Source organism: Streptomyces sp. NPDC007205 (genome assembly GCF_040634095.1).
Lineage (GTDB): Bacteria > Actinomycetota > Actinomycetes > Streptomycetales > Streptomycetaceae > Streptomyces.
The window spans coordinates 74,704-99,149 of sequence record NZ_JBEYEW010000014.1; the positions used below are offsets into that span (position 1 = coordinate 74,704).

Genomic DNA, 24,446 nt, shown 5'->3' on the forward strand with positions numbered 1-24,446 from the left:
GGTCACCCCGCATGCATGACGACCGCACTCTGGTGGAAGCCCGCCTCAGGCGCGTCCTCGACGAACGCATCCGCCCCGCCGTGTATCCGGAATCCGTGCCGCTGCGGGTCGCGGTGTGGCACGCGCCCGGCGAGCCCGTGCCGGTCGCGGAGGGACTCGCCGCCGAGCCGGAACCGATCGAGGCCGGCGCCCGCTGGGGTGCTCCCTGGGGCACCAGCTGGTTCCGGGTGACCGGGACCGTGCCCGAGGCGTGGGCCGGGAGGACCGTCGAGGCCCTGCTCGACCTGGGCTTCGACGAGAACATGCCCGGATTCCAGTGCGAGGGCCTGGTCTACCGGCCCGACGGCACCCCGGTGAAGGGCCTGAACCCGCGCAACCAGTGGGTGCGCGTCGGCGCGCCCGCCGAGGGCGGCGAGGAGGTGCGCCTGCACATCGAGGCCGCCTCCAACCCGGTCGTCCTCGACTACCACCCCTTCCTGCCCACGAAGCTCGGCGACAAGGAGACGGCCGGCAACGAGCCGCAGTACACCCTCACCCGCATGGACCTGGCCGTGTTCGACGAGTCGGTGTGGCAGCTGGTCATGGACCTGGAGGTGCTCGGCGAGCTGATGGCCGAGCTGCCCGTGGACTCCGCGCGCCGGTACGACATCCTGCGCGCCGTCGAGCGGGCCCTCGACACCGTGGACCTGCAGGACGTGAACGGCACGGCGGACCGGGCCCGGGAGCGGCTCACCGGTGTCCTGTCGGCCCCCGCCGTACCGTCCGCGCACCGCATCAGCGCCGTCGGGCACGCGCACATCGACTCGGCGTGGCTGTGGCCGCTGCGCGAGACGGTGCGCAAGGTGGCCCGTACGACCTCCAACATGACCGCGCTGATCGAGGACGAACCGGAGTTCGTCTTCGCCATGTCCCAGGCGCAGCAGTGGGCATGGGTGAAGGAACACCGGCCCGAGGTGTGGGCGCGGGTGAAGAAGGCCGTCTCCGAGGGGCGGTTCGTGCCGGCCGGCGGGATGTGGGTGGAGTCGGACACCAACATGCCGGGTTCGGAGGCGATGGCCCGGCAGTTCGTGCACGGCAAGCGGTTCTTCCTCGACGAGTTCGGCATCGACAACGAGGAGGCCTGGCTGCCCGACACCTTCGGCTTCGCCGCGGGCCTGCCGCAGATCATCAGAGCGGCCGGCTCCAAGTGGCTGCTGACGCAGAAGATCTCCTGGTCGCGTACGAACACGTTCCCGCATCACACCTTCTGGTGGGAGGGCATCGACGGCACCCGGATCTTCACCCACTTCCCGCCCGTCGACACCTACAACTGCTCCATGAAGGGCGGCGAAATCGCCCACGCGGCAAGGAACTTCAGGGACAAGGGCCGGGCCCGGCACTCGCTCGCGCCCACCGGCTGGGGTGACGGAGGCGGCGGCACGACCCGCGAGATGGTCGCCAAGGCGGCCCGGCTGCGCGACCTGGAAGGCTCGGCGACCGTGGTCTGGGAAACGCCCCGCGCCTTCTTCGAGAAGGCCGAGGCCGAGTACCCCGAACCGCCGGTCTGGGCCGGCGAGCTGTACCTCGAACTGCACCGCGCCACCCTCACCAGCCAGGCGAAGACCAAGCAGGGCAACCGGCGCAGCGAACACCTGCTCCGCGAGGCGGAACTGTGGGCGGCCACCGCCGCCGTACGCACCGGGTTCCCCTACCCCTACGAGGAGTTGGACCGCATCTGGAAGACGGTCCTGCTGCACCAGTTCCACGACATCCTGCCCGGCTCCTCGATCGCCTGGGTGCACCGGGAGGCACGGGCGACGTACGAGCGGATTGCCGGCGAGCTGAACGCGATCACCGAAGCCGCCCAGCGCGCCCTGGCAGGCGGGGGCACGACCCCTCTCGTCTTCAACGCGGCCCCGCACTCCCGCACCGGCGTGCCCGCCGGAGGAGCGGCGACGCCGCACACGGACGGCGCGACGACACTCGCGCCGCGCCCGGACGGCGGACACGTTCTGGACAACGGCCTGCTGCGGATCGGGATCGACGCCCGGGGCCTGGTCGTCTCCGCCCACGACATCGCGGCCGACCGCGAAACGATCGCCCCCGGCGCCGCCGCGAACCTCCTCCAGCTGCACCCCGACCTCCCGAACATGTGGGACGCCTGGGACGTGGACGAGTTCTACCGGAACACGGTCACGGACCTCACGGACGCGGACGAGGTGAGCGCCGGCGAGGACGAGATCTCGGTGCGGATCGTCCGCTCCTTCGGCGACTCCCGCGTCACCCAGGTGCTGACCCTGCCGCCGGGGGAGCGGCGCCTGGTGCTGGACACGGAGGTCGACTGGCACGAGACGGAGAAGTTCCTGAAGCTGGCCTTCCCGCTCGACCTGCACGCCGAACGCTACGCCTCCGAGACCCAGTTCGGGCATGTCTTCCGGCCCACGCACACCAACACCTCCTGGGAGGCGGCCAAGTTCGAGGCGTGCAACCACCGCTTCGTCCACCTGGAGGAACCCGGCTGGGGCGTGGCGGTCGTCAACGACTCGACGTACGGCCACGACGTGACCCGCACGGTGCGCACCGGAGGCGACCGCGGTACGACGACCACGCTCCGTGTCTCCCTCCTGCGTGCCCCGCGCTTCCCCGACCCCGAGACCGACCAGGGCGTCCACCGCTTCCGGCACGCCCTGGTCCCCGGCGCCTCGATCGCCGACGCGGTCCGCGAGGGCTGGCGCGTCAATCTGCCCGAACGGCATCTGACCGGCGCCCACGAGGTCGCCCCGCTGTTCACCGTCGACAACGACGCCGTCGTGATCACGGCGGTCAAGCTCGCCGACGACGGCAGCGGTGACGTGGTGGTCCGCTTCCACGAGGCCCACGGCGGCCGTGCCCGGGCCACCCTCACGGCCGGCTTCGAGATCGCGGACGTCACGGTGACGGACCTGCTGGAGCGCCCGGACGGCGACGCCGAGCCGCCGGTGCGGAACGGCGGGCAGATCACCGTACGACTGCGGCCGTTCGAGCTGAGGACCCTGAGGCTGCGCAGGGCGTGAACCCGGGGCGGGCAAGGGCGCCCGGCGCGGCCGTCCCTGCCCGCCTCGGGGCTTTCCCCGGCGCGGGCCCAGCCACGATGATGTGCCGACGAGGTGAAGAAGGGTCCCCGACAGTTCCTGGGCCGCCGAGCCGGATCCCCTTCCGGCCCTCGTCCGAAGGGATGTGGCGTTCTACACGCGGGCCTCCGACCGGGCCAGGCGGCTGCACCACGGCACCTGAGCTCGGCGCGAACGAGCTGCGCGCCTGGTCCGAAGAGCAGAGCGGGCGCCCGGAACCCCCTCTGCCCTCGATGGGACCCTGACCGAGGGACCGAGCGTGGTGCCGTCCAGGGCAGCCAACGGCAGTCCGCGCCACCAGCCTCCAGAAGTCTCCGGTGTGGCCGGCGGTCCAGCCACCTGCCTGAACACAGTCTTGCGGTGCCCTGACGGAGTGGCGGTTCGCCGCGGGGGCCGCGGGTCCGCCGGGCAGGGAGAGTGCTGACGGTCCCGGTCAAAGCAACTGCATGGGGCGGGTCAGGGTCCCAGCTGGGCCCGTAGCCACTCTTCCACCTCGCCCACATGGGCCGCTGCCGCCGCCCGTGCCGCCTCCGGGTCGCGGGCGGTGAGGGCGCGGTGGATGGCGGCGTGTTCGCGGCGGGTGCGGGTGAAGGCGCCCTCCTCCTGGTAGCCGCGCCAGACGCGGGCGCGGAAGGTGCGCGAGGACAGGCCCTCCAGGATCGCGGCCATGGTCTCGTTGCCCGCCGCGGCGGCGATCTCTCGGTGGAAGGCGAGGTCGTGCGCGAGGATCTCCTCGGGGTCGTCGGTGGCGTTCATCGCCGCCAAGTGCTTTCCGACGGCGGCCAGTTGGTCGGCGGTGATGCGCGCGGCGGCCAGTGCGGTCGCCGTCGACTCCAGGATGCGCCGCACCTCCAGAAGCTCCACCAGTCGCGGTCCCCGGGACAGGTCCGCGACCACCCCGAAGGTCTCCAGCAGATCGCCGGCCTCCAGTGCGGTGACGTAGATCCCCGAGCCGTGCCGGGCCTCCAGGACGCCCATCACGGTCAGCGCGCGGATCGCCTCCCGCATCGAACTGCGCGAGATGCCCAGCCGCGCCGCGAGATCCCGCTCGGTGGGCAGCCGCTGGCCCGGTTCCAGCCGGCCCTGGGCGATCATCGCCGTGATCTCTTCGATGGCGCGCTGGGTCACCGTGCCCTTCTGCGGCACTTCTTCCTCGTCCACGCCACTCCTCCCTCCGCCGGGTGTGCCGCAGTCTAATCAGGCAAGTGGTCCGACCACTACGCCATAAGCCCCGGGATTTTCCCTGCACGAGGGTGTTGACGCGGCTTATTGGTCTGATAAGTATGCGGCGTCCGCTCGAACACCCTCGACGAGGAGCCGCGAGATGCCCGCCAGCACTGTCAGGAAGCGCAGCAGGTCCCGGATCATCGGCGCGACGGCCCTGGCCGCAGGCGCCTCGCTTCTGCTCGCCGCCTGCGGCAGCACCAAGGACACCGCGAGCGCGGGCAGCGGCGGCACCGGCCGGGTCGGTGTGATCCTCCCGCTGCTGACCTCGCCGTTCTGGCAGTCGTACAACGACTACGTGCCCAAGATGGCGGCGTCCGAGGGCGTCGAGGTGCTGAAGACGGTCAACTCCAACAGCGACCCCTCGCAGCAGATCACCGACATCGGCAATGAACTCAACCAGGGTGTCAAGGGGTTGGTCGTCGCCCCGCTGGACAGCGCCGCCGTCCAGGCCGGACTGGACCAGGCCGAGCGCAAGGGTGTCCCCGTGGTCGCCGTGGACGTCGCCCCCGACAAGGGCAAGGTCGCCATGGTGGTGCGCGCCGACAACGTGGCCTACGGCGAGAAGGCCTGCGACTACCTCGGACAGCACGTCGGCAGCGGCAAGGTCGTACAGATCATGGGCGACCTCGCCTCGGTCAACGGCCGCGACCGCTCACAGGCCTTCCGCTCCTGCGTGAGGAAGAAGTACCCGAAGCTGGAGGTGCTGGAGGTCCCCGCCAAGTGGGAGTCCGACACCGCCGCCGCCAAGCTGGACACACTCCTGGGCGCCAACCCCGACATCAAGGGCATCTACCTGCAGGCCGGCGGCGTCTATCTCGCACCCACCCTGCAGACCCTGAAGTCCAAGAACATGCTGAAACCGGCCGGACGGAAGGGTCACATCGCCATCGTCTCCAACGACGGCATCCCGCAGGAGTTCGACGCCATCCGCAAGGGCCTGATCGACGCCACGGTCTCCCAGCCCGCCGACGCCTACGCCCGGTACGGCCTGTACTACATCAAGGCGGCGATGGCCGGGAAGACGTTCAGGCCCGGCCCGACCGACCACGGCTCCACGATCGTCAGGCTGCCCAGCGGGATCCTGGAGGACCAGCTGCCCGCGCCCCTGATCACCAAGGCCAACGTCGACGACCCCAAGCTGTGGGGCAACACCGCCCAATGACCACGCCGCCGCTTGTCCAAGCCGAGGGCATCGTCAAACGGTACGGCCCCACCCTCGCGCTCGCCGAAGGCCGGCTCACCGTCCGGCCCGGTGAGTCACACGCCCTGGTCGGCCGTAACGGCGCCGGCAAGTCCACCCTGGTCCATGTGCTCACCGGGCTCCAGGCCCCGGACGCGGGCACCGTCCGCTTCGACGGCGAGCCCGCGCCGCCGCTCGCCGACCGGGACGCCTGGCGCCGCAAGGTCGCCTGCGTCTACCAGAAACCCACGGTCGTGCCGGAGCTGACGGTCGCCGAGAACCTGTTCCTCAACCGGCAGCCGACCGGCCGCGGCATCATCAGCTGGCGCCGCCTGCGCCGCGAGGCCGCCGAACTCCTCGCCACCTGGGACGTGCGCGTCGACCCCGAGGCACGCACCGCCGACCTCAGGGTCGAGGACCGTCACATGGTCGAGATCGCGCGGGCCTTGAGCTTCGGCGCCCGGTTCATCGTGCTGGACGAACCCACCGCCCAGCTCGACAACCGGGAGATCGAGCGGCTCTTCACCCGGATGCGCTCCCTGCAGGACTCCGGCGTCACCTTCCTGTTCATCTCCCACCACCTCCAGGAGGTGTACGAGGTCTGCCAGACGGTCACCGTGCTGCGCGACGCCCGCTGGATCACCACCGCCCCCGTCGCCGACCTGCCGAAGGCGGCGCTGGTGGAGGCCATGGCCGGGGAGTCCGTCGCCGGGCAGGCCGTACCCGGCAGGAAAGCCGACGCAGGCGCTCCCGTGCTGCTGGAGGCACACGGGCTCACCTCACCGGCGTACCAGAACGTCGAACTCACCGTCCGCCGCGGCGAGGTGGTCGGACTCGCCGGCTCCAGCGGCAGCGGCAAGACCGAGCTGGCCGAGTCCTTCGCCGGACTGCACACCCCCACCGGGGGCACCGCCCACCTGGACGGTGAGCGGCTGCCCTTCGGTGACGTACGGGCCGCCCTGCGGGCCGGTGTCGGCTGTGTGCCGCGCGACCGGCACCAGCAGGGACTGGTGTCCGGCATGAGCATCGGCGACAACGCCACGCTGAGCGTGCTGGACCGGCTCGGCCGGGCCGGATTCGTCGCCACCGGCACAAGGCGCCGCTTCGCCACCGAGCTGATCGACCGCCTCGACATCCACGCCGAGGGCCCCGACCAGCCCGTGTCCGACCTGTCCGGCGGCAACGCGCAGAAGGTGGTCATGGCCCGCGCCCTCGCCTCCGATCCGCGCCTACTGGTGCTGATCAACCCCACCGCCGGAGTCGACGTGAAGTCCAAGGAGTCACTGCTCGCCCGCATGGACAGCGCCCGGGACGACGGCACCGCTGTTCTTGTCGTCTCCGACGAACTCGACGACCTGCGCCGCTGCGACCGCGTCCTCGTCCTCTTCCACGGCCGTGTCGTCGCCGAGCACCCGGCCGGCTGGCGCGACCACGAGCTGATCGCCTCCATCGAAGGAGTTGACCATGGCTGACACCCGGGCCGCCCCGCCGCTCGCGCCGACGAAGACCCCGGACGCCCGCACGGCCAGGACCGTACTGCTCCGCCGCGCCCGCGAACTCGCCCTGTTCCCCGCCCTGTTGCTGCTCATGGTACTCGGCGCGGTGGTCAACGACTCGTTCCTGACCGAGCGGAACCTGATCTCGATCCTCGGTGCCTCGGCCGCGCTCGCCATGGTCGTCCTCGCCGAGTCCCTGGTGCTGATCACCGGAAAGTTCGACCTGTCCCTGGAATCGGTCGTCGGTATCGCACCGGCCGTCGGCGCCCTGCTGGTACTGCCCGCGAGCCAGTCCGGCTGGGGCACCGGCTTCCCGGCCGCGCTCGCCCTGCTCGCGATCCCGGTGGCCGGCGCGGTGATCGGTGCCTTCAACGGCGTCCTCGTGGTGAAGTTCCGGCTCAACGCGTTCATCGTCACGCTCGCGATGCTCATCGTCCTGCGCGGCCTGCTGGTCGGCGCCACCAAGGGCAAGACCCTGTTCGGCATGCCCGACGGCTTCTACTCCCTGGCCACCACCACCTTCCTGAACGTCCCGCTGTCCGTGTGGCTCGCCGGCGTCGCCTTCGCGGTCGCCGGATTCGTGCTGAAGTACCACCGCACCGGCCGCGCCCTGTACGCGATCGGCGGCAACGCGGACGCCGCCCGCGCGGCCGGGGTCCGCGTGGACCGGGTCATGCTCGGCGTGTACGTCGTGGCGGGCGTGCTCGCCTCCGTCGGCGGCCTGCTGCAGACCGGCTACGTCGGTGCGATCAGCGCCAACCAGGGCCAGAACATGATCTTCACCGTGTTCGCGGCGGCGGTGATCGGCGGCATCAGCCTGGACGGCGGCAAGGGCACCATGTCCGGCGCGCTGACCGGCGTCCTCCTCCTGGGTGTCGTACAGAACCTGCTCACCCTCGCCCAGGTCCCCTCGTTCTGGATCCAGGCCATCTACGGCGGGATCATCCTCGTCGCCCTCGTGATCGCGCGCGTGACGACGGGCCGCGCCCAGGACTGACCCACTCCATCCCGCCCACGGAAAGGACCTCAGTGTCCCAGGTCCCCGCCCGCGTCACCGCGGTCGACACCCACGACATCCGCTTCCCCACCTCGCGCGAGCGGGACGGCTCCGACGCGATGAACCCGGACCCCGACTACTCGGCGGCCTACGTCGTGCTGCGCACCGACGCCGCCGACGGGCAGGAGGGACACGGGTTCGTCTTCACCATCGGGCGGGGCAACGACGTCCAGGTCGCCGCGATCGACGCGCTGCGGGACCATGTGCTCGGCCGCGACGTGGCCGAGCTGTGTGCCGACCCCGGCTCCCTCTACCGGGACCTGATCGGCGACAGCCAGCTGCGCTGGCTCGGCCCCGAGAAGGGCGTGATGCACATGGCGGTCGGGGCCGTCGTCAACGCCGTCTGGGACCTGGCCGCCCGGCGGGCCGGCAAACCCCTGTGGCAGCTGCTCGCCGACGCCGAACCCGAGTGGCTGGTCCGGCAGATCGACTTCCGGTACATCGCGGACGCGCTCACCCCGAAGGAGGCCCTCGGTCTGCTGAGGCGGGGGCGGCAAGGAGCGGCAGAGCGCCGCAGAGGGCTCCTGGAGCGCGGCTACCCCGCGTACACCACCTCCCCGGGCTGGCTCGGCTACGACGACGACAAGCTCGGCCGGCTCGCCGCGCAGGCCGTCGCCGACGGCTTCACACAGATCAAGCTGAAGGTCGGCGCCGACCTCGACGACGACATCCGGCGCTGCCGGGTCGCCCGCGCGGTCGTCGGACCGGACATCCGGCTCGCCGTCGACGCCAACCAGCGCTGGAACGTGGACGAGGCGATCCGCTGGACCAGAGCCCTCGCCGAGTTCGACCCGTACTGGATCGAGGAGCCCACCAGCCCCGACGACGTCCTCGGCCACGCCACCATCCGCCGCGCCGTGGCCCCGGTGAAGGTCGCCACCGGCGAACACGCGCACAACCGGATCGTCTTCAAGCAGCTGCTCCAGGCGGGCGCCCTCGACATCGTCCAGATCGACGCCGCCCGCGTCGCCGGCGTCAACGAGAACCTCGCCATCCTGCTGCTCGCCGCCAAGTTCGGCGTCCCCGTCTGCCCGCACGCGGGCGGGGTCGGCCTGTGCGAACTCGTCCAGCACCTGTCGATGTTCGACTACCTGGCGGTCTCGGGCACCACCGAGGACCGGGTCATCGAGTACGTCGACCACCTCCACGAGCACTTCGTCACCCCGGTCGTCATCCGCGACGGCCACTACACCGCGCCCACCGCCCCAGGCTTCTCCGCCGCCCTGCGCCCGGAGTCGATCGCGCGGTACACGTTCCCCGGCGGCACCTGCTGGGCCGCCGACCCCGACACCCGGAAGGGACAGGCCGCATGAGCGACTTCGAGGGCCTGAGGGCCCTGGTCACCGGCGGCGCGGCCGGCATCGGCCGGGCCACCGCCGACCTCCTCGCCCACCGCGGCGCCCGGGTCGCCGTCCTCGACCGGGACCCGACGGGCGTCGACAAGCCGCTCCTCGCCCACCGCGCCGACGTCACGGACGACACCTCGGTGCGCACGGCCGTCGAGCGCGCCGCCGAGGACCTCGGCGGCCTGGACATCCTGGTCAACAACGCCGGGATCGGCGCCCAGGGCACCGTCGAGGACAACGACGACGCCGAGTGGCTCCGCGTCTTCGACGTCAACGTCCTCGGCATGGTCCGCACCGCCCGGGCCGCCCTGCCGTACCTGCGCCGCTCGGACCACGCCGCGATCGTCAACACCTGCTCCATCGCGGCCACCGCCGGACTGCCCCGGCGCGCCCTGTACAGCGCCACCAAGGGCGCCGTGTACTCCCTGACCCTCGCCATGGCCGCCGACCACGTCCGCGAGGGCATCCGCGTCAACTGCGTCAACCCCGGCACGGTGGACACCCCGTGGATCGGCCGGCTGCTGGACGCGGCCCCGGACCCGGCCGCCGAACGCGCCGCCCTCCAGGCCCGCCAGCCCATCGGACGGCTGGTCTCCGCCGCCGAAGTGGCGGCCGCCATCACCTACTTGGCCGGCCCCCTGTCCGGTGCCACCACCGGCACCGCCCTCGCCGTCGACGGCGGCATGCAGGGCCTCAGGCTCCGGCCGGTGGGCCAGTGAGGAGGCTCGGCCACAGCGGCGTCGAGGTCACCCCGCTCGGCTTCGGCGCCGCCGCGCTCGGCAACCTCTACACCCCGCTCGACGACGAGCAGGCCCACGACGCCGTACGCGCCGCCTGGCAGCGCGGCATCCGGTACTTCGACACGGCCCCGCACTACGGCCTCGGCCTGTCCGAACGCCGGCTCGGCGCGGCCCTGCGGGCCTACGACCGCGCCGACTACACCGTCTCCACCAAGGTCGGCCGCCGCCTCGGCCCGGCCGACGGCACGGGCGACGACCTCGCCCACGGCTTCGCCGTACCCGCCACCCACCGCCGCGTGTGGGACTTCACCGCCGACGGCATCCGCCGCACCCTGGAGGCGAGCCTGAACCGCCTCGGCCTGGACCGGGTCGACGTCGTCTACCTGCACGATCCCGACGACCACGCCGAGCAGGCGTTCCGCGAGGGCTACCCGGCCCTGGAGAAGCTGCGCGCCGAAGGCGTCGTCGGCGCGATCGGCGCGGGCATGAACCAGACCGGGATGCTCACCCGGTTCGTCCGCGACACCGACGTGGACGTGGTCCTGTGCGCGGGCCGCCACACCCTGCTCGACCAGAGCGCCGGGACCGAACTGCTGCCGACGGCCGCCGAGCACGGGGTGTCGGTGGTCCTCGGCGGTGTCTTCAACTCGGGCCTGCTGGCGGACCCGAGGCCCGAGTCGACGTACGACTACACCCCGGCGCCACCGGAGGCGCTGAACCGCGCCCTGCGCATGAAGGCGGTCGCCGAACGGCACGGCACCACCCTGCGCGCCGCCGCACTGGCCTTCTCCGCCGCCCACCCGGCCGTCGCCTGCGTCCTGCCCGGCCCCCGCTCCGCTGCCGAGGTCCACGACTGCGCCGACCAGTTCGCCGCCCCGGTCCCGCCGGAGTTCTGGCAGGAGCTACGGGAGTCCGGACTGCTGCCCCGACAGGAGGGCCTCGCATGAGAACCGCCCTGCACACCGAGGCCCGCGCCGTCGGCTGGGAGCTGCCGTGACCGTCGACGCCCATCACCACCTCTGGGACCTCTCCGTACGGGACCAGGACTGGATCCCCGAACACAGCCCGCTCAGGCGCGACTTCACCCTCGCGGACCTCGAACCGGAGGCCCGCGCGGCCGGGGTGGACCGTACGGTCCTCGTCCAGACGGTCACCGTCCCGGAGGAGACCCCGGAGTTGCTGGCCCTGGCGGCCGAGCACGACCTGATCGCGGGCGTCGTGGGCTGGACCGACCTCACCCGCACGGACGTGGCCGACGAACTGGCCCGGCTCCGCGAACTCCCCGGCGGGGCCTTCCTGAAGGGCATCCGGCACCAGGTCCAGGGTGAGCCGGACCCGGGGTGGCTGCTGCGGAAGGACGTACGGCGGGGACTCGCGGCCGTGGCGGCGGCGGGACTGGTGTACGACCTGGTCGTCCTGCCCCACCAGCTCCCGGCCTGCACCGAGGCCGCCGCAGCCCTGCCCCGGCTGACCTTCGTACTGGATCACCTGGGCAAGCCGCCGATCGCCTCGGGGGAACACGAACCCTGGGCGTCCGCGCTGCGCGCACTGGCCGCCCTCCCCAACACGGTCGCCAAACTCTCCGGCCTGGTCACGGAGGCCGACCCCGCCGCCCGGACCGTCGCCGACCTGCGGCCGTACACCGACACGGCCCTGGAGGCCTTCGGCCCCGGCCGCCTGATGTCCGGCTCGGACTGGCCGGTGTGCACCCTGACGGCCACCTACGCCGAAGTGCACGCCACGGCAGCCGAGTTGACCGCCGGCCTCGGCGAGACGGAACGCCAGGCCCTCTTCGAGGGCACCGCCACCGCCGTCTACCGTCTGTGAGGCCACAATGGCCACATGACCGATCACCAGGCTCCCGCGTCCGTCCGGCCGCTGCTGCGCCGGCCCGAGGACGGCGAATTCATAGACGTCGCCGGCGTCGCGCACTTCTTCCGGCTCACCGGCGAACACACGGGCGGGCACTTCGCCTTCGAGGAGTTCAGCCTCGCCCCCGGCACCGTCGGTGCCAGGCCCCACCTGCACGACGGACACGACGAGTACTTCTATGTCCTGGAAGGCGAGTTGACGCTCCACACCGGCGACGGCGAGGTGACGGCCGGCCCCGGACACCTGCTCGCCGCCACCCGCGGCACCCCGCACGGTTTCCGCAATGCCGGCCCGGTTCCCGCGCGCGCACTGTGCCTTTACACCCCGGCCGGCTACGAGAACTACTTCCGGGACGTGCACGCCGCCGTGAGCGCCGGGGCCGAGGCGACCGACGAGCTGCTGGCCGAGTTCCGCAGCCGCTACCGCACCCGGTCACACGGACGCTCATGACTGCCGGGCCACCGCCGCCAGCCGCGTCGGTGGCAGGTACTCGCGCACATACGTCCGCTCCCAGCACGCGCCCGACTCCCGCAGCTCACGCCAGGTGGTGTAGCGGTAGCGGAAGAGGCGGGCCCGGACGTAGCGGGGCGGGGTGTCCGGCGGGAAGGGGGAGCGGCGCAGCAGGCGCAGGGTGTCGCGGTCGTTCTCCAGCAGGCGTTCCACCAGACCGCCGAACCAGTCGCCCGCATAGCCCGGGGACAGCGCCGCGAACCACATCAGCCAGTCCAGGCGCAGATGGTACGGGGCGAACTGGCGCGGCCAGTGCCGGGTGTCCCCGGGCTTTCCCCGGAACTCGTACTCCCGCCAGTCCGAGTCCTCCCGGGGTACGGCGTCCAGCGTGCCCTCGACCACCACCTCGTAGCGGACCCGGCTGACACTGCCGAACGCGCCGTAGGTGTTCACCAGGTGCAGCGGGTCGAAGGAGCGGTTCATGACCTGGCGGCGGGAGATCATGTTGACCACCGGGTGATAGCTCAGGAAGAGCAGCAGCGCGGCGACCGTGAGCACCAGCACCTCGTACCACAGCGGCGCCGACGGCACGGACGGCGCGGACCCGGGAATCCGGAGCGCGGGCAGGGCCAGCACGATGGTGATCCAGTTCAGCCAGGAGAAGTTGCCGGACAGCACCAGCCACAGCTGGGTGACGATCATCAGGGCGGCGGCGGCCGAGGCGATCGGCTGCGGTGTGAACAGCAGCACCGGTACGACCAGTTGGGTGACGTGGTTGGCGGCCACCTCGGCCCGGTGCAGCGGCCTCGGCAGATGGTGGAAGAACCAGCTCAGCGGGCCCGGCATGGGCTGTGTCTCGTGGTGGTAGTACAGGCAGGTCAGCTGCCGCCAGCACGCGTCGCCCCGCATCTTGATCAGCCCGGCGCCGAACTCCACCCGGAACAGGATCCAGCGCAGCAGGAACAGCACCACGATCGGCGGCGCCACCTCGTCGTTGCCGAGGAACGCGGCCAGGAAGCCCGTCTCCAGCAGCAGTGACTCCCAGCCGAACGCGTACCAGGTCTGGCCCACGTTGACGACCGACAGGTACAGCGCCCACGGCACCAGCCACAGCAGGATCGCGGCCCAGAGCGGCAGCAGCGAGTCCGCGCCGGCGAGCAGGGCCGCCGACACCGCGGCGCCGGTCCAGGCGCAGCCCGCGAAGAAGCGGTCGGAGTAGTGCAGATGGAACAGGCTCGGGGCCCGTCGGAAGGGGATGCGGGCCACGAAGCGGGGGATCGGCAGCATGCCGCGTTCGCCCAGCAGGGCACGGAACTGCAGGGCCGCCGTCAGGAACGCGACCAGGTACACGGCGGCCAGGGCCCGCTGGAAGACCAGCCGGCTCAGCCAGTAGTCGTCAGCGGTGAACCAGTTCACGACCGTGCGCACCCTTCGTCGCGGCTACACCGCCGGTGTCGTCCTCATCATGACCTTCCCCGAGTTGCCAGCCAGACGCGTGCGATGCGCACAATGGGGAGAAGTCACCCATAGTGATGCGGAGCGTACGGTGCGGATACCCGCCCGTCCGGACGGGCGAGGCGGTCCGCCCCGTGCCTCCCCTCCTCCGGTCGGCCGCGGCTAGCCCTCTCCCCGGCAGCACCGGGCGCGCTCCCCGGAACTCATCGGACGATCAGGTCGAAGAATCGCACGAATCCTGGCAAGGTGGCCCCATGGCAGAGCGGGGAGCGAGTGCCGTGTCACTGCCGGCGGAGTGGCCCGCCCACCCGGACCCGATCCTGGCGCTCAACCGCATGGGCACCTTCGACTGGGACCTGGACACGGGTCTGTTCCACATGGACGCCCAGGCGTACGAGGTGTTCGACCTGCTGCCCGAGGAGTACGACGGGCGCCCCGAGTCGCTGGCCGTCCGGGTTCCGCCGCCCGAGGCGGCCCGGCTGGACGCGGCGGTGGCGCGGGCCATCAAGGACCGCAGCGAGAACTACGGCGCCTACTTCCGCATCCGCCGCCGTGACGGCACCCCGCGCTGGACCCACACCCAGGGCTACATCCGCCGCGACCACACCGGCCGCCCGCGCCGGGTCGTCGGCATCGTCCGCGACGCCACCGAGGAACTCGCCGAGAGCGCGGAACGCAGTCTGCGGGCCGCCCAGGACGAGGCGTTCCGCCAGCAGACGAACGTCGTCCAGACCGTCTCCGCCGCCCTCGCCCACGCCCGCAGCGTCCACGACGTCATCGACGCCCTCAAGAACACCCACGGCATCCGCCACCTCGGCGCGGCCAGTCTGGTGATGGGACTGGTGGAGGCCGGGCGCATCCGGCTCGTCGCCGAAGGACCGGCCGGTGCCTCCGTCCCCGGCACGCAGGTCACCCGGATCGACGAGCCGTACCCGATGAGCGAGGTCGTCCGCACGCTCCTGCCGCGGTTCATCGAGTCCGCGGAGGAGTTCGCCCAGGGCTACCCGATCCTGTGGCCGCACCTCACCGGCCTGCACATCACCTCGGCCGCCTATCTGCCGCTGATCGCCCAGGCCCGCCCGATCGGCGCGATGGGGCTGCTCTACAACGACCGGCGCGGCTTCTCCACCGAGGAACGCGCCGTGCTGCTCGCGCTCGGCTCCAGCATCGCGCAGAGCCTGCAGCGGGCCATGCTCTACGAGCAGGAGAAGGACGTCGCCCAGAGCCTCCAGCAGGCCATGCTGCCCCGCACCATCCCCAGCGTCCGCGGCGCCGACACAGCCGTCCGCTATCGCGCCGCCACCGCCGGGGGCACCCTCGGCCGGGACATCGGCGGCGACTGGTACGACCTGATCCCGCTGCCCGGCGGCCGGGTCGGCGCGGTCATCGGCGACGTCCAGGGCCACGACACGCACGCGGCGGCCGTCATGGGCCAGCTGCGGATCGTGCTGCGCGCCTACGCCGCCGAGGGACACCCGCCGGCCACCGTGATGGCCCGCGCCTCGGTCTTCCTGCACGAACTCGACACCGACCGCTTCGCCACCTGTCTGTACGCCGAGGCCGACCTGTCCACCGGTGTCGTCCAGGCGGTCCGCGCCGGGCACATCGACCCGCTGATCCGGCAGGGCGACGGCACCTGCCGCCGGGTCCCGGTCGAAGGCGGGCTGCCACTGGGCCTGTCCGCCGAGTTCGGCCGCCTCGAGTACCCGGTCTCCACCCTCGAACTCGACCCCGGCCACACCCTGCTGCTGTGCACCGACGGGCTCGTCGAACAGCCCGGCGCCGACCTCGACGACGGCATGCGCCGCCTGACGGCACTCGTCGCGGACGGCCCCGAGGACGTGGGGGCGCTCGCCGACCGGCTGATCCAGCTGGCCGAGGAGCGGGGCGGCGACGACGACGTGGCGCTGCTCCTGCTGCGCCGGCGCGTCCCGGAGGCCCCGCGGGCGGGCGGCCGGCTCCAGCAGCATGTGGCCCCCGGCGATCCCGAGGCGCTCACCCAGGCCCGGCACCTGATCCGGGCCGCGGTCCGCTCCTGGGGCCACCGTGACCGCGCCGACGAGATCGAGCTGGTCGCCGACGAACTGATCACCAACGCGCTGATGCACACCGAGGGCTCCGCGATCGTGACGCTGCGGGCCCTCGGCGACGGGGTGCGCAGGCTGCGGATCGAGGTCGAGGACTCCTCCAGCGCCCTGCCGCGCCGCCGCGAGGCGGGCGAGGACGGCGTCTCCGGCCGGGGCCTGCTCCTCGTGGAGACCCTCGCCGACGCGTGGGGCGTGGAGGCACGCGGCGGCGGCAAGGCGGTGTGGTGCGAGTTCCGGCGCACTGCCTGAAGGGCGTTGTCCGTACCGGATGGCACTCTGGACGTATGCCGGAACTTCCCGAGGTGGAAGCGCTCAAGGACTTCCTCACCGAGCACCTGGTCGGCCGCCGGGTGGCGCGGGTGCTGCCGGTCGCCGTCAGCGTGCTGAAGACGTACGACCCCCCGGTCACCGCCATCGAGGGCGCCGAGGTGACGGCCGTGCACCGGCACGGCAAGTTCCTGGACCTGACGGCGGACACCGGGCTGCACCTGGTGACCCACCTGGCCCGGGCCGGCTGGCTGCAGTGGAAGGACCGGCTGCCGGACGGCCCGCCCAAGCCGGGCAAGGGCCCCCTCGCGCTGCGCGTGGCACTGGAGACCGGCGAGGGCTTCGACCTCACCGAGGCCGGCACCCAGAAACGCCTCGCGGTGTACGTCGTCCGTGATCCGCGGCAGGTCGAGGGGATCGCCCGGCTCGGCCCGGACCCGCTGGCCGCCGACTTCGACGAGGACCGCTTCGCCGCTCTGCTCGCGGACGAGAGACGTCAGCTGAAGGGCGCTCTGCGCGACCAGTCCCTGATCGCGGGCGTCGGCAACGCCTACAGCGACGAGATCCTGCACGCCGCGAAGATGTCCCCGTTCAAGCTCGCCGCGTCCCTGACCCCCGAGGAGACCCGTCGGCTGTACGAGGCGCTGCGCGGCACGCTCACCGAGGCGGTCGAGCGCTCCCGGGGCGTGGCCGCCGGACGGCTGAAGGCCGAGAAGAAGGGCGGACTGCGCGTCCACGGCCGCACCGGCGAGCCGTGCCCGGTGTGCGGCGACACCATCCGTGAGGTCTCCTTCAGCGACTCGTCGCTGCAGTACTGCCCCACCTGCCAGACGGGCGGCAAGCCCCTGGCGGACCGCAGGCTGTCCCGGCTGCTGAAATGAGCCCCGGTGTCACTGCGGCGCCTCGACGGACACCAGACGCTGCCCGTCCTGGGTGCGCACGTCGTAGCGGGCGATCTCCTGCGGGTGCATGCTGGACGACCCGAGCGCGGTGAAGGTGCTGATGCCGTGGCCGGGCTCCATCCAGGTGCCGAGGACCTGCTCGGTGCCGTCGCGGCCCACGACGACGAGCCGGCAGGCATGGGGGCCGGTGCCGTCCTTCACCCGCAGCAGCAGCCGGCTGCCCGTGTCCCCGTCGTCGGCCGTGACCTCGGCCCACACCCCGGTCCTCGGATCGGTCGCGGCGGTGACGTGTGCGGCCGGCTCCCCATGCCCGGCGAAGGCCACGACACCCGTACCGGCGACCGCGAGCACCACGGAGGCGGCCAGGCCGTACAGAAAGCGCCGGCGCCGCGCCCGCTGCCGGTGCGCGACCTCGCCGAGCAACCGGTCGAGCAGCCGGGGACCGGGCTGTGTCATGGGGTGCACAAAGCGCGGCGTGGCCCGGCGGTACAGCATCAACTGCCGTGTGGCCGGACCGAATTCGGTCACCTGTGCCGCGCACTGAGGGCACTCCATGAGGTGGTCCTCGAAGCGGAATGCCTCCGCCTCGTCCAGCACGCCGAGCGCGTACGCGCCGACGTCGCGATGCCTTTCCAGGGACCTCATGCCGAATCCTCGTGCCGATGGGTGCGGGTGGGGTTACTCCGTGCACCCATCCGTACGCAGCCGACAGCCGAATCACTCAAGCCACTCGCAGAATCCCGGACAGGGGATTCGGAGCCGCGCGGCCCGCGGATTGGTCCGATCGCGGAAAACTTCGCCGTGGCTCGGACCGTGTGGTGAGTACGGGTGATCAGAACAGATGGATCGCGAGGTGCCCGAGGGGCAGCCCGAGCCGCCAGGCCGGTGTCCACACCTTCGGTCCGTCGTCCTCGTCGGCCACCGCTCCGCCGCCCGGCACCGCGTCCAGGTCCGGCGCGAGCAGCTCGGTCTCCTCCAGCCACCGCCAGGCGTCCGCCGCGAGATCCAGGTCGGGCGACCGGGTGCCGGACCGGTGGGCCCGCTCGGTCAGCTCGGCCATGCGCTCGCGCACCCAGTCCTGCCACGGCTGGTCGTAGGCGGTCAGCGACAGCCAGTTCTCCAGCTGGGAGATCACCCGGATGCCGGACAGCTCCCCGTCGGTGTCGGACAGGAAGACGGTGAGCGCCAGCGCGTCCCGCCCGGCCCGGAACTCGAAGGACGTCGGCGGCATCAGATCGCCGGTGCGCAGCAGCTCGTCGGCGATGTACTCGGCGTACAACCAGGCCATGGGGACGGCCAGTTCACCGCCGTCGGTGCCGTCCGTGCTCTCGTGCCCTCTGTGCAGCATCCCTTTCTGCCCTTCCTCCGGTGCGTGCGCGTCGCCCGAGCCCGGTCGGGTCGCAGACCGCCGCCCGGAACGCGGATGAGGACAGCCCATTGCCCGAACGGGGGCCACAGCAAGGCGCTTTACGAGAGCTTTGCTCTGTTGCCGGTTTCAGTGCAGGTCGGCCGCATACCCCGGAAGGACCCGGCGCAGCGCGCGCAGCGCGTCATACGCGCGGGACTTCACGGTACCGGGTGGAACGCCCAGGGTCTGCGCCGCTTCCGCCACACTGGCCCCGAGGAAGTACACAAGTGCCAGCACGTCACGGTGTTGCGGCGTGAGTGTCTTCACAGCCCGGCGGACATCGAGCATCGCGGCGGCCCACTCGGCGTGGCCGCACGGAGTCGAAGTCCGCGGCGTGCGATCGCGTCGGCGAACGGTCGGACGAGCGGTCCGGTGCAGCACCGAACGGGCTAATGACAGCGCTCGGGTCGTTTATTCGGCGAGTCAGATTCGTACCCATATGCCCGACACTGCATTGTCGGTAAATACGACATTCCAGGGGTGAGCGGATGTTCGGACGCAGACAACAGGTGGCCCTGGCGATCACCGCCGTCCTGACGGTCGCGGCTGCCTGCCAGAACCATGACCGACAGGAGGCCGGCAGTGCGGGCCCGTCCGGGGCCGCCGCCGGCTTCACCCTCGTCGCCTCCGGTGACGTCCTGCCGCACACGTCCGTCCTCGACCGGGCGGCCCACGACTCCGGCGACGACGGCTTCGACTTCCGGCCCATGCTCTCCGGCGTCGAACCGGTCGTCTCCCGGGCCGATCTGGCGCTGTGCCACATGGAGACCGTCTACGGCGCCGAGGGCGAGTACTCCGGCTACCCCGCCTTCAGAACCCCGCCGCAGATCGCCCAGGGCCTCGCCGCGACCGGCTACGACGGCTGCTCCACCGCCTCCAACCACTCCCTGGACGACGGCGCCGACGGTATCCGCCGCACCCTGGACGCCATGGACGAGGCCGGCCTCCGGCACGCCGGCACGGCCCGCTCCGAGGACGAGGCCCGCTCGGTCACCCTCCTCAGGGCCGGTCCCGCCAAGGTCGCACACCTGGCGTACACCTTCGGCACCAACGGCATCCCGCTGCCCGCCGGCCGGTCCTGGGCCGTGAACCTCATCGACGAGCGGCGGATGATCGCCGACGCCCGCGCCGCCCGGCGGGCCGGCGCCGACGTGGTCGTCCTCTCCGTGCACTGGGGCACCGAATGGCAGGACGCGCCGGACCGGCTGCAGCTCACCCTCGCCCGCCGGCTCACCGCCTCCGCCACCGGCGGCCGCCCGGACATCGACCTGATCCTCGGCACCCACGCCCACGTCCCACAGGCGTACGAGAAGGTCAACGGCACCTGGGTGATCTACGGCATGGGCCATCAGATCGCCGGCGAGATGTACAACGGCAAGGGCGCCCGGGACCCGCGCGGCAACGAGTCCACGATCGGCCGGTTCACCTTCGCCCCGCCCGCCGGAGAGGGCGCCCGCTGGCGGGTCACCAAGGCCGAGTTCATCCCGCAGCTGTACGACGTCGGCACCGGCCGGGTGCTGAACCTCAACCGGGCCGTCGCCGACGGCACCGAGCCGGCCGGCGTGCGCGACCGCATCCGGAAGGTGGTGCTCAGCCGCGGGGCCGCCAAGGACGGCCTGGTCATGGGGGAGTGATCAGCCGCTGCTCATGCGGCGGGCCGCCGCTCGGCCAGGGCCGAACGCCGGTAGGAGTAGCCGAAGTAGATCACGCAGCCGATCACGAACCACACCGCGAACCGCACCCAGGTCTGCCACTGCAGGAACGTGATCAGCCAGACCGAGAACACCACACCCAGGGCGGGCACCACGGGCATCGCCGGCGTACGGAAGGTGCGCGGCAGCTCCGGCTGCCGGTAGCGCAGCACGATCACGGCCGTGCACACCACCACGAACGCCAGCAGGATGCCGATGTTGGTCAGCTCGGCCGCCTCGGCGATCGGGATGAACCCGGCGATCACGGCCGACGCCGCACCGACGATCCAGGTGACCCGGGTCGGCACGTGCCGCGTCGGATGGGTCTTCGCGAACCACCGGGGCAGCAGCCCGTCCCGGGACATCGAGAACCACACCCGGGTCACGCCCAGCATGAACGTGAACATCACGGTGAGGATGCCGATGATCGCGCCCACCGCGATCACGTCCGCGAGCCCGCTCAGGCCCACCGACTTGAACGCGGTGGAGAACCCGCTCTCCTTGTTGATGTGCTGGTAGTTCTGCATGCCGGTCAGCACCAGGCAGGCCGCCACGTACAGCACCATCGAGATCACCAGCGAGTAGATGATGGCCTTCGGCATGTGCCGCTGTGCGTCCCGGGACTCCTCGGCCGCCGTCGACATGGCGTCGTAGCCGAACACCGCGAAGAACACGGTCGCCGCACCGGTGAACGCCCCGCCGACGCCGTACGGGAAGAACGGGTGGTAGTTGGCCGTGGTGATGTGGAAGACGCCCACGGCGATCACCAGCAGCACCACCAGCACCTTCAGCGCCACCACGAAGGTCTCGAAGCGGGCCGCGCTGCGGATGCCCAGGTTCAGCAGCCAGGCGATCAGCAGACACAGCACGACCGCGAAGAGGTCGACTCGGTGCCCCGCCCCGGTGCCCGGCGCGCCCAGCATCCAGTGCGGCACCTTCGCGCCCATCTCCTCCACCAGGAAGCCGAAGTAGCCCGAGATGCCGATCGCCACCACCGCCACGATCGCGGTGTACTCCAGCAGCAGGTCCCAGCCGATGAACCAGCCGGCGAACTCGCCGAGCACCGCGTAGCCGTAGGTGTACGCAGACCCCGCCTTCGGGATCAGCCCGGCGAACTCGGCGTACGACAGCGCCGCACAGGCGCTCGCCGCACCGGCGATCAGGAACGACACCAGCACCGCGGGCCCGGCCGTCCCGTTGGCCACCGTGCCGGCCAGCGTGAAGATGCCGGCGCCGATGATGCCGCCCACCCCGATCGCGGTGAGCTGCCACAGCCCGAGCGAACGGTCCAGTCGGGCGCCCTCGCCGACTTCGGTCTCGTCGATGTGCTCGATGGGTTTGCGGCGGAGAATCCCCTCACCCGCGCGGAGCCTGGCCATGTGCCTCACCTCTTCGCCGACGGCAACGGCTGACGGCGGATCATGATGTCTCAGGGGTGCCCTGCGCGGAAGACGCCACGCACGGCCCAGGCCGGTGTCCAGGTGCGGGAGGCGGGCCGGGCCGGCCGCCGGGCGGCGAGATGGGCGCGCAGGGCGGCGAGCCCGGGGTGTGTGTTGGCCGCGCTCCAGACCAGGGAGTGCGGGTACACCGGCGTCGGGTCGATGAGCGGGATGCGCCGCAGCTCGTGGCCGACGGGCCGGGACAGCCGGATCTGCTCGCAGACCAAGGTGGTGAGCGAGGCGGAGCCGGCGACCGCGTCCAGCAGTGGCTCCCCGTCGAAGCCGGGGACGACCGGGTCGATGGTCAGCCCGAACTCGGCGGCGAGGGTCGTGTAGTACGCGGCCCACTCGGTGCCGTCCACCAGGCCCGGCATCCAGATCCGGTGCCCGGCCAGCTGCGCCGGCGTCACCGAGCGGGCCCCGGCGAGCGGGTGCCGCACTCCGGTGAGCAGCTGCACCGGCTCGTCCAGCACCCGGACGGACCGCAGCCCCTCGGGAAGCCGCGTGGTGACCGCGCGGATGGTCGCGTCGATCGTGCCCGCGCGCACGGCGGCCACGGCCGTGCCCGCGTCGAAGAGCGTCACGGCGTCGAGAGCCGTGCCGGGATGTGCCTCGTGGAAATCGCGCAGCAGGGCCGCCGGGGCCAGCCTGGCCCCGATCACGTCGACGCGCAGCGCCCGCCGTCCCGGCCGTACCGAGGCCAGGGCGCGCTCCTCGGCCAGCAGCAGCTCCCGGGCGTGCGGCAGGAACGCCTGCCCGTCGATGGTCGGCTCCGCCCCGCGCGCGGTCCGCGTGAACACCCGCACCCCGAGGTCCTTCTCCAGGGCCGCGATCCGCTTGGACACCGCCTGCTGGGTGATGCCGAGGACGGCCGAGGCCTCCTGGAACTGCCCGGTGTCCACCACGGTCACGAAGGTGCGCACGGCCTTGAGGTCCACGCCGCTCACCCTACTCGTACAACCATCGGTTGTACCTCCTCGCCTTCTGGTTGTTTGCTCCGGGCCCGACCTGCTGGTTTTCATGTCCCGGGGCAACGGGAGGTTGTGCATGGGACGACAGTTCGGATGGTTGTGGGCCGCGTACTCGGTGAGTGCGGTCGGCACCTGTCTCGCCTTCGACGCGTTCTCGGTGATCGCGGTCATCGCGCTGCATGCCGGGCCGGCCCAGGTGGCGCTGCTCGCCGCGGTCGGACCCGCCGTGGGCGCCGTGGCGGCGGTGCCGCTCGGGCCGTGGGTGGAGTTCCGGCGCAAGCGGCCGGTGATGCTGGCGATGGACCTGATCAGGTGCGCCGCGCTGCTGACCGTCCCCGCCGCCTACGCGCTCGGCGGCCTCGGCCTCGGCCAGCTCCTGATGGTGTCCGTGATCGTCGCGGCGGCCGACATCACCTTCAGCGCGGCCTCCGGCGCCTTCCTCAAAGGTCTGGTACCGGCAGACCGGCTGCTCACCGCCAACACCCGGTTCGAGGCCACGAACTGGACGGCGCTGGTCCTCGGACCACCCCTCGGCGGCGCCGCGATCGGTCTGTTCGGCCCGGTCGCGACGGTCGCGGCCAACGCGGTCAGCTTTCTGCTGTCGGCCCTGGGCATCCGCGCCGTCGCAGGTGGCGAGCCCCGCCCCGAGCGCACCGGGACCGGACGCCTGCGGGCCGCCGACCTGCTGGAGGGCTGGCGGCACATCCTCACCAGTCCGGCCCTGCGGCCGCTGTTCTTCAACAACCTCGCGGCCAACGCCCTGATCATGGTCGCCATGCCGCCGCTGGCCGTCCTCATGCTCGGCCCGCTCGGCTTCGCCCCCTGGCAGTACGGCCTCGCCTTCGCCGTGCCCTGCCTCGGCGGCCTCGTCGGCTCCCGGCTGGCCCGCCCCCTCGTCGCCCGCTACGGACAGCACCGGGTGCTGCGCACCTCCAGCGCCCTGCGCGCCGTCTGGCCCCTCGGGCTGGCCTTCGTCCGGCCCGGGCTGCCCGGCCTGCTGCTGGTGATGGTCCTGGAGGTCGGGGTGATCACCTGCTCGGCCGTCTACAGCCCCGTGTACGCCACGCGCCGCCTGGAGTGCACCCCGGACGACCGGGTCGCCCGCACTCTGTCCGCCTGGTCCGTCACCGGCAAGGCCACCACGGCCGCCCTGACCGCCCTGTGGGGACTGCTGGCCGCCCTCACCGGCCCGCGCACCGCGATCGCCGTGGCCGGGACACTGCTGCTGGCGACCCCGCTGCTGCTGTGGCGCCCTACGGGACGACCGTCACCGGCCAGCGCCCCGCCTTCACCAGTCGCACCGCCACCGAGCCGATGATCCGGTGTCCGGCCTGCTCCGAGGCGCCCACGACCACCGCGTCCGCCTTCAGCTCGTCGGCCGCCTTCACCAGCCCGTTGTAGGGGTCGCCGCGGAAGGTGTGGAACTCCCAGCGCACCTCGAATATCCCCTTGACCCGCTCGGCCGCCTCGCGGATCTGCTGGATCAGGTCCTCGGCGATCTCGTCGGTCGTCTCCGCCACCGGCGCCCCGAGCGCCGCTCCGGCCGCGAGCACCGGCTGCACGTACACCACGGCCAGCAGCGCGTGCTGTCGCCGGGCGAGTCCGCCCGCGTACGCCGCGGCACGCAGCGAGGATTCGGAGCCGTCCACCCCCACCACGATGACCTTCGGGCCGTCCGTGCCCCGCTCGAACCGGTGCCAGGGCGTGCGCTGCTCGTGCTGTTCCGTCACGACGCGAGGCTACCGGAACGGCCGATTCCAACAAGGCCC

Annotated in this window: 20 protein-coding genes and 1 pseudogene; 13 read left to right on the plus strand and 8 right to left on the minus strand. The window is 72.0% G+C overall.

Features of this window, described 5'->3' with window-relative positions; translation table 11 throughout:
* Positions 1–11 precede the first annotated feature (11 nt).
* Positions 12–3,032: a glycoside hydrolase family 38 C-terminal domain-containing protein gene (locus tag ABZ624_RS23285; protein ID WP_360092049.1), complete on the plus strand. Its 3,021-nt coding sequence runs from the start codon at positions 12–14 to the stop codon at positions 3,030–3,032.
* Between the two features lie 513 nt (positions 3,033–3,545).
* Here ABZ624_RS23285 and ABZ624_RS23290 read toward each other — a convergent pair.
* Positions 3,546–4,250, minus strand: a complete 705-nt coding sequence (locus tag ABZ624_RS23290; RefSeq protein ID WP_360092052.1) for a FadR/GntR family transcriptional regulator — start codon at positions 4,248–4,250, stop codon at positions 3,546–3,548.
* Positions 4,251–4,413: 163 nt separating this feature from the next.
* Between ABZ624_RS23290 and ABZ624_RS23295 the strand changes: the two genes are divergently transcribed.
* Genes ABZ624_RS23295 through ABZ624_RS23330 form a run of 8 tightly spaced genes read left to right on the plus strand, consistent with a single transcriptional unit; the run spans position 4,414 to position 12,457 of the window.
* The gene (locus ABZ624_RS23295; RefSeq protein ID WP_360092055.1) at positions 4,414–5,478 is read left to right on the plus strand and encodes a sugar ABC transporter substrate-binding protein; all 1,065 of its coding nucleotides are present in this window, start codon (positions 4,414–4,416) and stop codon (positions 5,476–5,478) included.
* On the plus strand, positions 5,475–6,968 hold the full coding sequence (locus ABZ624_RS23300; RefSeq protein WP_360092058.1) for a sugar ABC transporter ATP-binding protein: 1,494 nt from the start codon (positions 5,475–5,477) through the stop codon (positions 6,966–6,968). The genes ABZ624_RS23295 and ABZ624_RS23300 overlap by 4 nt, the downstream gene beginning before the upstream one ends.
* On the plus strand, positions 6,961–7,989 hold the full coding sequence (locus ABZ624_RS23305; RefSeq protein WP_360092061.1) for an ABC transporter permease: 1,029 nt from the start codon (positions 6,961–6,963) through the stop codon (positions 7,987–7,989). Before ABZ624_RS23300 ends, ABZ624_RS23305 begins: the two co-directional genes overlap by 8 nt.
* Positions 7,990–8,021: 32 nt before the next feature.
* Complete coding sequence (locus ABZ624_RS23310) at positions 8,022–9,362, plus strand: L-fuconate dehydratase (RefSeq protein WP_360092064.1); 1,341 nt, start codon at positions 8,022–8,024, stop codon at positions 9,360–9,362.
* Entirely contained in the window at positions 9,359–10,114 is a 756-nt protein-coding gene (locus ABZ624_RS23315) for an SDR family oxidoreductase (protein WP_360092067.1), read from the plus strand. Before ABZ624_RS23310 ends, ABZ624_RS23315 begins: the two co-directional genes overlap by 4 nt.
* Positions 10,111–11,082: an aldo/keto reductase gene (locus ABZ624_RS23320; RefSeq protein ID WP_360092070.1), complete on the plus strand. Its 972-nt coding sequence runs from the start codon at positions 10,111–10,113 to the stop codon at positions 11,080–11,082. Before ABZ624_RS23315 ends, ABZ624_RS23320 begins: the two co-directional genes overlap by 4 nt.
* 46 nt (positions 11,083–11,128) lie before the next feature.
* The gene (locus tag ABZ624_RS23325) at positions 11,129–11,962 is read left to right on the plus strand and encodes an amidohydrolase family protein (protein WP_360092073.1); all 834 of its coding nucleotides are present in this window, start codon (positions 11,129–11,131) and stop codon (positions 11,960–11,962) included.
* Between the two features lie 15 nt (positions 11,963–11,977).
* The gene (locus ABZ624_RS23330; RefSeq protein ID WP_360092076.1) at positions 11,978–12,457 is read left to right on the plus strand and encodes a cupin domain-containing protein; all 480 of its coding nucleotides are present in this window, start codon (positions 11,978–11,980) and stop codon (positions 12,455–12,457) included.
* On the opposite strand, the gene ABZ624_RS23335 is transcribed toward ABZ624_RS23330, so the two are convergent.
* Complete coding sequence (locus ABZ624_RS23335; RefSeq protein ID WP_360092079.1) at positions 12,452–13,873, minus strand: lipase maturation factor family protein; 1,422 nt, start codon at positions 13,871–13,873, stop codon at positions 12,452–12,454. The genes ABZ624_RS23330 and ABZ624_RS23335 overlap by 6 nt on opposite strands.
* A gap of 293 nt (positions 13,874–14,166) precedes the next feature.
* Between ABZ624_RS23335 and ABZ624_RS23340 the strand changes: the two genes are divergently transcribed.
* On the plus strand, positions 14,167–16,248 hold the full coding sequence (locus ABZ624_RS23340) for a SpoIIE family protein phosphatase (protein WP_360092082.1): 2,082 nt from the start codon (positions 14,167–14,169) through the stop codon (positions 16,246–16,248).
* A 35-nt stretch (positions 16,249–16,283) separates the two neighbouring features.
* A complete protein-coding gene (locus tag ABZ624_RS23345; RefSeq protein WP_360092085.1) occupies positions 16,284–17,147 on the plus strand; it encodes a DNA-formamidopyrimidine glycosylase family protein in 864 nt (287 codons plus the stop codon).
* Positions 17,148–17,156: 9 nt separating this feature from the next.
* On the opposite strand, the gene ABZ624_RS23350 is transcribed toward ABZ624_RS23345, so the two are convergent.
* The 3 genes and pseudogenes from ABZ624_RS23350 to ABZ624_RS23360 all read right to left on the minus strand — a co-directional run.
* Positions 17,157–17,813 carry a zf-HC2 domain-containing protein gene (locus tag ABZ624_RS23350; protein ID WP_360092088.1) on the minus strand — a complete coding sequence of 219 codons (657 nt, stop codon included), beginning with the start codon at positions 17,811–17,813 and terminating at the stop codon, positions 17,157–17,159.
* Between the two features lie 187 nt (positions 17,814–18,000).
* On the minus strand, positions 18,001–18,516 hold the full coding sequence (locus tag ABZ624_RS23355) for a hypothetical protein (RefSeq protein WP_360092091.1): 516 nt from the start codon (positions 18,514–18,516) through the stop codon (positions 18,001–18,003).
* A 147-nt stretch (positions 18,517–18,663) separates the two neighbouring features.
* Positions 18,664–18,885, minus strand: a pseudogene (locus tag ABZ624_RS23360) (sigma factor-like helix-turn-helix DNA-binding protein); the annotation flags it as partial.
* A gap of 179 nt (positions 18,886–19,064) precedes the next feature.
* Here ABZ624_RS23360 and ABZ624_RS23365 point away from each other — a divergent pair.
* Positions 19,065–20,210 (plus strand): CapA family protein, encoded by a 1,146-nt coding sequence (locus tag ABZ624_RS23365; protein WP_360092094.1) that lies wholly within the window; start codon positions 19,065–19,067, stop codon positions 20,208–20,210.
* A gap of 11 nt (positions 20,211–20,221) precedes the next feature.
* On the opposite strand, the gene ABZ624_RS23370 is transcribed toward ABZ624_RS23365, so the two are convergent.
* A complete protein-coding gene (locus ABZ624_RS23370; protein WP_360092097.1) occupies positions 20,222–21,646 on the minus strand; it encodes an amino acid permease in 1,425 nt (474 codons plus the stop codon).
* 50 nt (positions 21,647–21,696) lie between these two features.
* Entirely contained in the window at positions 21,697–22,644 is a 948-nt protein-coding gene (locus ABZ624_RS23375) for a LysR family transcriptional regulator (protein ID WP_360092100.1), read from the minus strand.
* A 109-nt stretch (positions 22,645–22,753) separates the two neighbouring features.
* Between ABZ624_RS23375 and ABZ624_RS23380 the strand changes: the two genes are divergently transcribed.
* A complete protein-coding gene (locus tag ABZ624_RS23380; RefSeq protein ID WP_360092103.1) occupies positions 22,754–23,995 on the plus strand; it encodes an MFS transporter in 1,242 nt (413 codons plus the stop codon).
* Here the strand turns inward: ABZ624_RS23380 and ABZ624_RS23385 are convergent.
* Positions 23,931–24,407 carry a universal stress protein gene (locus ABZ624_RS23385; RefSeq protein ID WP_360092106.1) on the minus strand — a complete coding sequence of 159 codons (477 nt, stop codon included), beginning with the start codon at positions 24,405–24,407 and terminating at the stop codon, positions 23,931–23,933. The two genes, ABZ624_RS23380 and ABZ624_RS23385, sit on opposite strands and share 65 nt — an antisense overlap.
* Between the last annotated feature and the right edge of the window lie 39 nt (positions 24,408–24,446).

Coding starts and splice junctions, on each gene's coding strand:
- ABZ624_RS23295 (WP_360092055.1), top strand. CDS start 4,414: ATGCCCGCCAGCACTGTCAGGAAGCGCAGCAGGTCCCGGATCATCGGC.
- ABZ624_RS23345 (WP_360092085.1), top strand. CDS start 16,284: ATGCCGGAACTTCCCGAGGTGGAAGCGCTCAAGGACTTCCTCACCGAG.
- ABZ624_RS23315 (WP_360092067.1), top strand. CDS start 9,359: ATGAGCGACTTCGAGGGCCTGAGGGCCCTGGTCACCGGCGGCGCGGCC.
- ABZ624_RS23370 (WP_360092097.1), bottom strand. CDS start 21,646: ATGGCCAGGCTCCGCGCGGGTGAGGGGATTCTCCGCCGCAAACCCATC.
- ABZ624_RS23305 (WP_360092061.1), top strand. CDS start 6,961: ATGGCTGACACCCGGGCCGCCCCGCCGCTCGCGCCGACGAAGACCCCG.
- ABZ624_RS23355 (WP_360092091.1), bottom strand. CDS start 18,516: ATGCTGCACAGAGGGCACGAGAGCACGGACGGCACCGACGGCGGTGAA.
- ABZ624_RS23365 (WP_360092094.1), top strand. CDS start 19,065: ATGTTCGGACGCAGACAACAGGTGGCCCTGGCGATCACCGCCGTCCTG.
- ABZ624_RS23330 (WP_360092076.1), top strand. CDS start 11,978: ATGACCGATCACCAGGCTCCCGCGTCCGTCCGGCCGCTGCTGCGCCGG.
- ABZ624_RS23380 (WP_360092103.1), top strand. CDS start 22,754: ATGGGACGACAGTTCGGATGGTTGTGGGCCGCGTACTCGGTGAGTGCG.
- ABZ624_RS23285 (WP_360092049.1), top strand. CDS start 12: ATGCATGACGACCGCACTCTGGTGGAAGCCCGCCTCAGGCGCGTCCTC.
- ABZ624_RS23340 (WP_360092082.1), top strand. CDS start 14,167: ATGGCAGAGCGGGGAGCGAGTGCCGTGTCACTGCCGGCGGAGTGGCCC.
- ABZ624_RS23350 (WP_360092088.1), bottom strand. CDS start 17,813: ATGAGGTCCCTGGAAAGGCATCGCGACGTCGGCGCGTACGCGCTCGGC.
- ABZ624_RS23300 (WP_360092058.1), top strand. CDS start 5,475: ATGACCACGCCGCCGCTTGTCCAAGCCGAGGGCATCGTCAAACGGTAC.